Here is an 11,345-nt window from a genome sequence, read left to right as displayed (position 1 = left end):
GGAGAACAGTGGGGGTCAGTTGATGACGCGGATGTCAGCAGCCTGCAGGCCCTTGGGGCCCTGCACGACCTCGAACTCGACGCGGTCGTTCTCGTTCAGCGTCTTGAAGCCGTTGGTCTGGATCGCGCTGTAGTGCGCGAACACGTCGGCCGAGCCATCCTCGGGAGCGATGAAGCCGAAACCCTTTTCGGCGTTGAACCACTTGACGGTGCCAGTAGCCATGATGCGGTGTTCCTTAATGTGTTGCGGAGTCGCCATTGTGACGACCCCATGAGGGGCTGTTGTCCTCCTGCGCCCTCCAGCAAGGTCCGGCGGGACCGGTGGTACCTCGTGCAAGATCTAAACAAGTACAACAACTTGTGTCGACACTACCAGTGTGTTGGGTCAGGTGCCAGCGCGGCTGGGCTGGCCAGCGTGAACAATGGCCCAACCCGTGCCGCTAGGAAATTCCCCTCCTTTTGGATCTGCCGAGCTCTGCTCGCACCGATCATGCAGCGCATCGTACGTAGTCAACGGCATGTCGATCAGTTCGGAACTTTGCGGAACAGGTGCGGCCTGATTCCTTGTGCACGATCAACTTTCGTCGCCGGCGCTACGACGTGGGGTAAATGGAAAGCGCAACCTCTGCTTCCAACGAAACTCAGGCCGAAAAATTGTGGAGCCTCTGCCCCGCTAGGCTGGCGCCGCCCCGATCGGAGGAGAGTTCGTGACCCCGTCCACGCGTGTGCCCCGCGTCTGGTGGCTGACCTTGGCTGTGCTGGCGCTCTACGTCGTCTACACGATGACCCGCTACCCGCAGTTCCTCACAGCCGGCTACGACCTGGGCATCTTCGACCAGGCCGTGCGGCAGTACTCGCACTTCAACCCCCCCTATGTCGCGCTCAAGGGCGACAACTACAACCTGCTCGGCGACCACTTCCACCCGGTCCTCGCGCTGTTGGCGCCCCTGTACTGGGTCTGGGACGACCCCCGAATGCTCGTCCTTGCGCAGGACGTGCTGGTGGCCGCCTCCATCCCCGTCGTCCATGGCTTCGTGCGGCGACATCTCGGCGACGGCTGGCGGACGTTGGTGGTGACGCTCGGCTACGCGCTGGCCTGGCCGGTGCAGCGGATGATCGACTTCGACTTCCATGAGATCGCCTTCGCGATGCCGCTGCTGGCCATCGCGCTCGACGGGCTGGACCGGCGCAGTGACCGGCGCCTGCTGCTCGGAGCGCTGCCGCTACTGCTGGTGCGGGAGGACATGGGCATGGTCGTGCTGCTGCTCGGCGTGGTCCGGGCACTGCTGGCCTGGCGAGATGCCCGCGCGGGCGTTCCGCAGCGTTGGGGACGGACGATCGGCCTCGCCGTCTTCCTGGCAGCCATCGGATCGGTCGTCTTCGTCCTGGTCACAACGGTCGTCCTGCCGCATTTCGCGCCCTCGGGTGAGTTCGCCTACTGGACCTACGACGCGCTGGGGCCTGATGCCCCGAGCGCGATCCGGTTCATCCTCAGCCACCCGCTGCGCACCGCAGGCATCTTCTTCACACCATGGGTGAAGTCGTTCACCCTGGTGTGGTTGTTGTTGCCGCTCGCCTTCCTGCCGCTGGGGTCGCCCTATGCGCTGGTGACGCTGCCGCTGCTGGCGCAGCGCTTCCTGTCCAGCCGGACGCACCTGTGGACCACGCAGTTCCACTACAACGCTCCGATCTTCCTGATCCTGCTGTTCGCTGCGGTCGACACCATCGGACGGTTGCCGAATGCAGCGCGTGACTGGAGGCGCATCGCCGCGACGGCGATGGCCGCGATGATGGTCGTCGTCCCCGTCATCGACCCCGCGGTGCGGATGACCAACACGCCCCTCATCCGGCTGTTCTGGTCGGCCTGGCACACCAAGCCGATCATGCGGGACCAACAGGCAATGGTGGCGCTCGTCCCGGCGGGTACGTGCGTCGAGGTGGACGACCGACTGGCTCCCCACCTGACCCGGAGCAACCGCGTCACCCTGCCGACCCTGACCAGACGGATGAGCGACTTCATCGTCCTCGACCTCTCCCAGAAGCAGGTCGGGTACCCGCTGCCCAGCCCGCAGCAGATCCAGGCCGACGCGCTGGCCCGTGGCTACACACAGGTTGCCAGCAGCGGCCCGCTGATCATGCTGCAACGCCCTGACTACGCTGGCCCCACGCAGGACTGCACTCCCACCTCGCCCTGACGGGCCGACCCCGGAGGTCACCATGGAAAGCCTCGGCCCAGCCATCGTCCCGAGCCCGGGGCCCACGCGTCCGATGGCATCCATGCCGGGCACGGGCCTGCGCACCGGCCCGGTGTGGGCTTTTCGTCAGCGTCCCGGTTCGGTGCGCATCGCGGAGGGGTTCGACGTCGAGCCGGGGACGGTCTGGGAGTTCGCGGTCTTCCCCGACCTCGAGCACGACTCAACCTCCGACACCTCTCCCGATCCCAACTTCGGTGGCTGCCACCTGGGCGTCCAGTTCGTCGTCAACGGCGTCGTGCACACCCTGCACGACCAGCACGGGCACCCCATCGACGGAACCAGGCAATGTCTGGTCGCCGACAACTGGAACCTGCTGCGGCTCGACCTGTCGCCCCTGGCCGGTGAGCACGTCGGCGAGGTCCGGCTGCTCAGCCCGGACGGGCAGAACGGGTCGGGCTGGTTCCAGACCCTCGGGGCGGCCCCGACCCCGGCCGAGGAACCCGACGTGGTCGACCGGGTGCGTACCACCCGTGGCACCCACTCGGCCTTCCTGTACTCGCGCGGCAATGCCCTGCCGCTGACCTGCCTGCCCCAGGGATTCAACTTCCTGGTGCCCCTGACCGAGGCGCGCGACCGGAACTGGCTCTACGGCTACCACCGCGACGGTGGGCCTCGTCCGAAGCTGCAGGCGCTGGCCTTCTGTCACCAGCCCTCGCCCTGGATAGCCGACCGATCCGCCTTCCAGGTGATGGCCTGGCAGACCGATCGACCGTCGGTGACGCCGATGCGCCGGGCGCGCGAGTTCGACCACGGGGACGAGTGTGATCGTCCGCACTACTACCGGGTGCGGTTGGAGGGAGGCATCACGTGTGAGATGACGCCGACCTCGCGCGCCGGGGTGTTCTCCTTCAGCTGGGACGACCATGAGACCCGCCACGGCGTGATCCTCGACCAGCCCTTCCTCGGGACGATGTCGACCGAGGAACTCCCCGACGGGCGACTGGCCTTCCGCGCGGCGATCGCTCCGCAGGAGGGCTGGTCGGCCGGTTCGCACCGTCCGCAGCCGCCCGCCTATGTCTACGGGGAGACCTCCGCGCCCGTGAAGGTGCTCCGGGCCTGGGAGACGCGCTCGCCCCTGGACAGCATCACCATCCGCGGCCGTCGGCTGTCGAACTCATGGTTCGGGCGCAATGTGCGGCTGCCGGTGCCGCGTCCGCAGGCGGCGATCCTGGAGACTGAGGCTCCAACGCTGGAACTGCGCGCCGCGATGAGCTTCATCGGGGTCGACCAGGCGCGGGAGAACCTGCGCCGCGAGGTCGGCGACGCGAGCTTCGACGACATCGCCGGGCGCGGGCAGCAGACCTGGCGCGAGTTGCTGGGACGGCTGGAGATCGACGGCGGCACCCTCGACGACCGGACGAATGCCTGGTCGAACCTGGCGGCGCTGTACTCCTGGCCCAACGACCACCACGAGTGGCTGGTCGATGACACGCGCCCCGAGGGGCGTTGGGGCTATGCGTCCCCTTTCCGTCGGGGTGGGCTGCACACGCCGTCCCACACCGGGTGCGAGCTGGTGGACGGGATGTTGAGCGTCAACAACGGCTACTGGGACACCTTCCGAACCTGCTGGCCGCTGTACTCGCTGCTGACACCCGAGAAGGCGCCGGAACTGCTGACCGGCATCCTGCAGCAGTACCGCGACGGCGGCTGGCTGGCCCGCTGGTCGGCGCCAGGTTATGTGGACTGCATGCCGGGCACGAGCTCGGACGCGGTCTTCGCGGACGCCTCGATCCAGGGCACCTTCGCCTGCCTGCGCGACGAGTTGGACGCCTACGACTCGGCCCTGCTCAATGCCACCCGGCCATCGGACGACGTGCTGACCGGCCGCAAGGGGATCGGCCGCGCGCGCTTCGTCGGCTACGTCGACACCGACACCGAGGAGGGCCTGGCCTGGACCATGGACAATGCCAACTGCGATGCTGGCATCGGCCTGTGGTCTGCGCGCCTGGCAGCTCGATCGTTCCCCGAGCCTGTCCAAGGGTTCGCCGAAGCGGAACTCCTCGCCCGTCACGACGAGTTCGCCGCGAACGCCGTCTGGTTCGCCAATCGAGCGCTGGCCCACCAGCTGTGCCTCGACACCCGCACCGGCTTCTACCTCGGACGCAAGCCCGACGGCAGCTGGCGCGTCGACCCCAAGAACTTCGACCCCGCCCAGTGGGGCCATGACTACACCGAGACCTCCGCTTGGGGGCAGCGCTTCCACGCGCCCCATGACGGCGCGGGGCTGGCCGCACTTCTTGGCGGTGAGCACGCCCTGGCCGCCGCGATCGACGAGATGCAGACCACGCCCGCTGTCACCCGTCCCAGCATGTACGGCACCTACACCTACAACACCCAGGAGATGAACGAGGCGCAGGCCGCGGGGCTCGGGCAGCTCGCGATCTCGAACCAGCCCGCGCACCACATCCCCTTCATGTACCTGCACGCGGGCCAGCCGTGGAAGACCCAGTGGCTGACGCGCGAGCTGCTGGACAAGCAGTTCGTCGGGTCCGAGATCGGCCAGGGCTATCCCGGCGATGAGGACAACGGCGAAATGTCCGGCTATTGGCTCTGCCTCGCGATGGGGCTCTTCCCGCTGTTCGTGGGCGGTGGCGAATGGGCAATCACCAGCCCGCTGTTCGAGCGCTTCGCCTTCACGCGGTCGAACGGCACTCGGCTCGAGGTGCGAGCCAATGGCGTTGAACACCGCTACATCCAGTCGCTGCGCGTCAACGGGAAGCCGTGGGACGCGGTGACGATCCCGGTGGCGGTGATGCAGGGCGACTGCCTGCTGGAGTTCGAGCTGGGGCCCGAGCCGAGCGATTGGGGGCGTGGGACGCGTCCCTTCTCCGCCAGTCGGACACCGGACGGCTCACTGCGCTCCTGGCAGGGTGACAGGTCCAGGGACGCGAAGCTGGTCGGGCATCCGTGCCTGGTGGACGACCGGGGCAAGCGCTCGGTGGAGCTCGCGCCCGAGGAGGTCGTCGAACTCCACTGGCGCGAGGAGTTCACACCGTCCTTCCTGACGCTGACCACCCCCGAGGCCGCCGCGCCAGCGCTCACGGTCGAGGTCCAGTCGGACGGCTGCTGGGTGCCGACGGATCTCGTCCCGAAGGCCCCCCAGCACCCGGACCAGACCCGCGCCTACCTGCTGCCGCCGGCCCCGATCACCGGCCTGCGGTTGCGCGCGACGGCTGCCACCCACCTTTCGCAGGTTGAGGTCTACTGACTGCCGCGCACTGCTCGTTGCCGAGTCACACATCCCCTGACTGATCGCGCATGCACAACACGCAACGACCCCCGGAACAGGACCGTTGAAGCCAGCCCAGTTCGGGGGTCGCCGTGTTCAGTGCGAGTCGATGTTTTCAGCGTGAACGGGTCAGGCGATCGTCACCGGGAGGGTGACTGTGGTGCCGGACGGCTGGGCGGTGAGCACCAGAGTGGCCGAACCGGCGGCCGCCGTGGCCGGGACGGTCACCGTGATGGTGGCCTGGCCGTTGGTGACGGACGCGGTGCCGACCTCGACGCCGCCGATGGTGGCGACCAGCGAGGTGTTCGCCACGGCACCGGTCGACTTCATGTCGAGGGTGTCGGCCTGCAGACCGGCCGGGACGCCCACCCTGTAGGTGGCGGAGGTGCCGCGGGTCAGCGTGGTCGGGCCCTGTACCGAGACGGCCTGACGGGCGAAGTCGGGGGAGACGGTGCCCTGCGCGGTCAGCCAGTCAACCCACGCGGCAAGGTCCGAGGCGCCCGTGTCGCGCGTGTTCTGGCCCTGGGCCAGCACGCGGAAGTTGTCGCCACCGGTGATCAGGAAGTTGCCCGAACCCACCGTGTACCGCTTGGCCGCGTCGATCGGCGCACCATTGACCGAGATCGAGGTGATCCGGTCACCGATCGAACGGGTCTCGTCGTAGGTGTAGGTGACGTTCTCGGACAGGCCCAGCTGCAGGTAGGCGCGCGATGGGATGGTGCCATCGGCGTTGGTCTGCCACTGCTGCTCCAACATCGTCTTCACCTGCGCGCCGGTGATCTGCGTGGTCATCAGCGTGTTGGCGAAGGGCAGCACGGCCGCGGCGGCGGCGTAGGTGATGTCACCGGCAGGCAGGTCGGCCCGGGTGCCACCGGGGTTCTGCACACCGATGAAGTCGGCGTCGCCATTGCTCAGCGTGTCGTAGAACATCTGCGCGACCAGGTCGGACGCGGTGGACTCCACGGCGCGGTTGTCCAGCGTCCCATTGGCGTTCACACCGCGGGTGATCGGGGCGGTCGAGGACGCGATGACGCGCTCGCCGACGATCTTCGCCTGTGCGATCGCGTCGGTGTTGAGCTTTTGCACCTCGGCCAGGCGCGGGTACTGAGCCACCAGACCGGCGACCTGCGTGCTCGCGACCGGCTGCAGGTTCGCGGTGGTGAAAGAGCACACGGTGCCAGCGAGGCCTTCGCCCATGGTCTTGCCCTTGCCCTTGCTCTTACCATTGCCCTTGCCCTTGCTGGTCGTGGTGACGGGCGTGGTGTCGATGGTCAGGACGGTCTTGCCAACCAGCGCGGCGTAGGAGCCCGACTCGACCACCGGACGGGTGCGGTCGGTGCCGGGGACCGGCGCAGTGTAGGCGTAGCTCTGGTGGGTGTGCGCGGTGAGGATCGCGTCCACCTCGGGGGAGGTCTCGTTGACGATCGAGTCGAAGGCCTCGTAGGCGGTGGCGTCGGCCAGCGTCTTGGGCTCGCTGACCGCGGCACCCTCGTGGTACGACGCGATGATGACGTCGGCCTCACCGTTGGAGGGGTTGCCGTCGCTCAGCAGGGCGGCGTAGCGGTTGACCGCCTCGACCGGGTCGACCAGGTCGACGTTGTTGAACACGTCCGGGGCCACCAGCGACTTCAGGTCACCGGTCACGGCGCCGATCACGGCCACCTTCACGCCCGAACGGTCGAAGATCTCATAGGGCTGGAAGTAGGGCTCGGTCGTGCCCGTCTTGTACAGGTTGGCCGACAGGTAGCCGAAGTCGGAGCGGGTCTCGACGCGACCGGTCAGGTCGGCGAAGCCCTTGTCGAACTCGTGGTTGCCGATCGTGGACGAGTCGATGTCCATCGCGTTCAGCATGTCGATCGTGGAGTTGTCGTCCTGCACGGCGGATGCGAACAGCGAGGCGCCGATGTTGTCGCCCTGGCTCAGCACGAGGCTGTTGCCCTCGCCAGCGGCGGCGCGCTCCTTCTCGATCGTCCCGAAGAAGGCGACGGTGTCGGGGCTCGCGGTGGCGATGCGTCCGTGGAAGTCGTTGAAGCTCAGCAGCGACAGCTGGGCGGTGTGGTCGGTGCACGCAACCGGGGCCTTCGAGCCGGGGTTGGTCTTGGTGGCTGCGTCGGCGGTTCCGACGGCGGTGGCTAAGACGGCGGCGGCGGCAAGTGATGCGGCCGCCCTGGCCAGTCCGGGCTTGGTCATGGCTACTCCTGTGAGTGGTTCACGGATGGTTTCCACGGCACCGTGGGGAGGGCCGCAGGTCACTGCCAACGGTCGCTGATCGAAGCGCATCATGGCAAGCGGCAGGGTGCCAGTTCGCCAAACGTTCACGGGCTCCCGAAGGCGCCGACGCAACCCCGGATCACGACCCAAGGCGCCATTCCCGCACCGGTGGGGACGCGGCGCGCCATCGGCATCGTCCGCGTCATGGACGCGAGCTCGCATGTCCATCGGACATGCCACCGATGGATTCATCCACACCCCGCGAAGGGGAAGACCCATGCTCCGTAGACACCGGCACCATTGACCCATCAACCCGTCCGATCAACGCCACACCCAACCGCATTCCGTACACACCAAGGAGAACCACCACGGCAAACCACATCCTGGAACCGGCGGCGAGGTCTGCCCCTTCCCGCTGATGGGGGCCAAGCAGGCCAGCCCACACCGTCCCTGGGGGACGAGCTCGCCATCAACTTCGACTGCACCCAGGGCCACCGAGTCGATCCCGCAGTGGCCTGCCGAGGCTGGTCACCCGGCGACCGAGTTCCTCAGCCCTCGAGTGCCTCGACGTCCAACAGGTGCACCAAGTCACCGTCCACGGCAATGGCGCCGCGCCGGCTGAGCAACTGCAGCGCCCGGCTGAAAGAAGCCGGGGTGGTCCCCAGATAGGCGGCGACGTCGCGTTTGGGCCAGGGCAACCTCACCGTCGCCCGGCCAGGATCGGAACCCGGCTCCACGGGCTGGTCCAGCAGGAAGGTACCGACCCGTTGCGGCACCTCCAGCGCCAACAGGCCCAGCCGCCGTTCCGCGTCCTCCAGCCGTCCGGTGACAGAGCGCAGCAGCGCCAGCGCGATCCGGGGCCTGGCCGACACGAGCTGGGCCAGGTCGTCATGACGCAACACGCACACCTCGGCGTCCGTGACGGCCTGCACCTCCACGTCGGGCCGTACACCAGTCAGGAAGGCGTGTTCGCCGACGACGCTGCCTGCCTCGGCCAACTGCAGCAAACGCCGTTGTCCACCGGCGGTGGTGCGTTCGACCCGGAGCGCTCCGTGGTGGACGACGAACAGCCGCGCCGTGCGGTGACCGGCATGGAAGACCAAGTCCCCCGCCCGGACGCCCAGTGGCCGGGCCAGGGCACCGATCGCGTCCTGTTCGTCCTGCGGCAGCCGCGCAAAGACCGGAACGTGGCGCACGCAGGTGTGTACCACGGGCTGGACCACGGGCAAGTCGCGCATGGTTCCAGCCTGACAGATGCCGCACCCGGGCACTTGTCATGTGACAAGGCGGCGGCGCCCAGTCGCTCCTAGCTTGGGTGTCACCAGCAACCGAAAGGAACCCAGAAAGATGTCCAACCTCATCAGCCACCTGAACCGCCTCATCCCCGTCGCCGAGGCTCACTGCGACACCACCGACGGTCCCGCCGTCACCGACGGGCGTCGCGCCCTGGAGACCGGGAACCTCAACCACGCCCTCAAGTGGATCCCGGCCAGCGGCGAGCCCGAGGTGCGGGCCGTGTTCGAGCTGGGCCAGCGCGTCCGCACGCTCAGCCCGGAGGCCAGCGTGATCGCCGACCGACTCTTCCTCGAAACCCTCGTCCGGGTGCACCGGATGGCCGAAGGGGTGGGTTTCACGGGCATCGCCCCCACTGGGGCACACATCGAACCCGTCGTCGTGGCCGCCGACCGGGCCCTGGACACCGGTGACCCCGAGCCGCTGCGCGCCCTGGTTCCCGCCGGCCGCCGCGACGAACTCGTCCGCCGCTTCGAGGTGGCCAGGTCGAAGCGTGGCTTCGACCCGAACGACGTTGCCGCCGGACGTGACTTCGTCGCCGCCTATGTCTCCTACTTCAAGTACGCCGAGGGGGAAGACCACGACCACGGCCACGGGGATGCCCATCACGACCACGGCAACCAGAACGTCCATGCGCACTGAGGTCACGGGTCGGCCTCGTCGCTGGCGGCCGCTGCTTCTGGTCCGGGGTCACTCGATGGAACCATCGCTTGCGGACGGCAGGGTCGTCATGACCCTGCCCGTCGGGGGCCGTGCCCGCCGCGGGGACGTCGTGGCGTTGCACCTCGGCGCCGGTCCCCGGCTGGTCAAACGCCTTGTCGCCGGGCCCGGCGACATCGTGGAGCTGGAGTCGGGACGGCTGCGGGTCAACGACGTCGAGCTGGATGGTCCTCGCGTCCCGGGTGCTTTCGTCCAGACGTGGACGGTGCCCCCGGAGCACTGGTTCGTGGTGGGGGACAACCGCTCCGTCTCCACGGATTCCCGAAGTTGGGCCGAACCCTTCGTCCCGTCCTCGGCCATCCAGGGGCGCGTGCTGGGCGTCGCGCCTATCGTGAACCGGTGACCGAGAGCACTGAGGACTTCTTCGAGCAAATTCCCGCCGACCATGAGGTCCCGTGGGCGATGCAGATCGCCCTTCGCCACGACAAGCAGCATCCCGCCGCGCGGGTGGACGCCTGTGAGGCGGCCGCCCGCGCGGTTGTCTCGCTGCTCGCGTCCACCGAGGCCCGCGAGGGCGAGTGGCGCGCAGCCGTGGAGTACTGGCGCGATGGGCGCATCTGCAAGCTGGTCCGCCGGGCGCGTGGCAAGCGCTGGGACGACGTCCAGGCGCTGCCCGGGGTGACCATCGATCAGGGGCGGGCGGCCGCACGGGCCTTCGTCCCGGGCCCGGCCCGTCCGCTGCCGCCGGCGCTGGACAAGCTTCAGGTCAGCGGCACCGAACTACCCGACGAGCAGACCTCCCACACCGAGGGCGCGATGGTGCTGGTGGGGGTATCGCCGCTGGCGGCGATGACCACGGGCAAGGCCTGCGCCCAGTGCGGGCACGCGGCCCAGCTCGCGTGGGAGGCGATGACCGAGACCGAACGCGACCGGTGGCAGGCGGACGACTTCCGGCTGCGCGTCGAAACCATCGCCGAGGCCCGCTGGGCCAGTGATGTGGGACGGGTCCAGGTGGTCGATGCCGGCTTCACCGAGTTCGAGGGCCCGACGGAGACCACCCGCGCCTGGTGGTGATCCGGCCGGGCCACAGGGCTCAGGCAGGCAGCAGCCCCAGCCCGACCAGCCAGTCCCGGGTGTCGGCGTCATCGCGCCACAGGTGGGTCTGCCAGCCGAGTTCCACCGGCACCTCGAGGTTCGCGGGACGGTCGTCGATGAAGGCCAGCTCGGCTCCTGATAGTTCCAGAGCGTCCTCGACGTGGCGGTAGATGGCGGCCCCCGGCTTGGCCAGCCTGAGCTGCCCGGAGACGAAGCGTCCGTCCACCAGGTGCCGCCATTCGGCAGCGTCGATCGCCGCCTGGATCGGCGCCTGCGCATTCGACAGGACGAACCGCGGGACCCCCGCGTCGCGCAGATCGCCCAGGATCTCCCTGGCCGCCGGACGGATCCGCATCCAGCGCGCCGAGTCCTCGGACGCCAACTGGGTGGCGCGTCGCTCGTCCAAGGTTCGTCCGGCGACCGCCGACCAGTACTGGACGTCGGTGGAGCGCCCCCAGTCGTAGTCGGGTCGGTACTGCCAGTAGCTGGCGCGCACCGCCTCGAGGTCGAGTCCGAGAGTGTCGGCAAGCGCCGTCACCTGGTCGGTCTCGTGCGCCAACACGCCGCCCAGGTCGAACAGGACGGCCCGGATCGCCATCGCGT

9 protein-coding genes are annotated in these 11,345 nt (G+C 68.5%); 5 read left to right on the top strand and 4 right to left on the bottom strand.

What is annotated here, in order from left to right:
- Nucleotides 1–15 precede the first annotated feature (15 nt).
- Nucleotides 16–222, bottom strand: a complete 207-nt coding sequence (locus tag ABD089_RS00855; protein WP_343884253.1) for a cold-shock protein — start codon at nucleotides 220–222, stop codon at nucleotides 16–18.
- Between the two features lie 484 nt (nucleotides 223–706).
- On the opposite strand from ABD089_RS00855, the gene ABD089_RS00850 reads away from it, so the two are divergent.
- The gene (locus tag ABD089_RS00850; protein ID WP_343884252.1) at nucleotides 707–2,194 is read left to right on the top strand and encodes a DUF2079 domain-containing protein; all 1,488 of its coding nucleotides are present in this window, start codon (nucleotides 707–709) and stop codon (nucleotides 2,192–2,194) included.
- 82 nt (nucleotides 2,195–2,276) lie between these two features.
- Nucleotides 2,277–5,462, top strand: a complete 3,186-nt coding sequence (locus tag ABD089_RS00845; protein WP_343884251.1) for a GH92 family glycosyl hydrolase — start codon at nucleotides 2,277–2,279, stop codon at nucleotides 5,460–5,462.
- Between the two features lie 150 nt (nucleotides 5,463–5,612).
- Here the strand turns inward: ABD089_RS00845 and ABD089_RS00840 are convergent, their stop codons facing one another.
- On the bottom strand, nucleotides 5,613–7,673 hold the full coding sequence (locus ABD089_RS00840; RefSeq protein WP_343884250.1) for a bifunctional metallophosphatase/5'-nucleotidase: 2,061 nt from the start codon (nucleotides 7,671–7,673) through the stop codon (nucleotides 5,613–5,615).
- A gap of 569 nt (nucleotides 7,674–8,242) precedes the next feature.
- Nucleotides 8,243–8,932: a Crp/Fnr family transcriptional regulator gene (locus tag ABD089_RS00835; RefSeq protein WP_343884249.1), complete on the bottom strand. Its 690-nt coding sequence runs from the start codon at nucleotides 8,930–8,932 to the stop codon at nucleotides 8,243–8,245.
- A gap of 109 nt (nucleotides 8,933–9,041) precedes the next feature.
- Here ABD089_RS00835 and ABD089_RS00830 point away from each other — a divergent pair, with 109 nt between their 5' ends.
- Genes ABD089_RS00830 through ABD089_RS00820 form a run of 3 tightly spaced genes read left to right on the top strand, consistent with a single transcriptional unit; the run spans nucleotide 9,042 to nucleotide 10,721 of the window.
- Nucleotides 9,042–9,629, top strand: coding sequence for a DUF6448 family protein (locus ABD089_RS00830; RefSeq protein WP_343884248.1), 588 nt, complete (start codon nucleotides 9,042–9,044; stop codon nucleotides 9,627–9,629).
- Complete coding sequence (gene lepB, locus ABD089_RS00825; protein WP_343884247.1) at nucleotides 9,532–10,050, top strand: signal peptidase I; 519 nt, start codon at nucleotides 9,532–9,534, stop codon at nucleotides 10,048–10,050. The genes ABD089_RS00830 and lepB overlap by 98 nt, the downstream gene beginning before the upstream one ends.
- Before the next feature lie 59 nt (nucleotides 10,051–10,109).
- On the top strand, nucleotides 10,110–10,721 hold the full coding sequence (locus ABD089_RS00820) for a peptidyl-tRNA hydrolase (protein ID WP_343884388.1): 612 nt from the start codon (nucleotides 10,110–10,112) through the stop codon (nucleotides 10,719–10,721).
- A gap of 19 nt (nucleotides 10,722–10,740) precedes the next feature.
- On the opposite strand, the gene ABD089_RS00815 is transcribed toward ABD089_RS00820, so the two are convergent.
- Entirely contained in the window at nucleotides 10,741–11,340 is a 600-nt protein-coding gene (locus tag ABD089_RS00815) for an HAD-IA family hydrolase (RefSeq protein ID WP_343884246.1), read from the bottom strand.
- Nucleotides 11,341–11,345: the final 5 nt, after the last annotated feature.

Origin of the sequence: Luteococcus sanguinis (assembly GCF_039527675.1) — a bacterium.
Classification (GTDB): domain Bacteria; phylum Actinomycetota; class Actinomycetes; order Propionibacteriales; family Propionibacteriaceae; genus Luteococcus; species Luteococcus sanguinis.
Note: the sequence above shows the minus strand (reverse complement) of the source record. Positions and strands in the feature narration are given on the sequence as shown.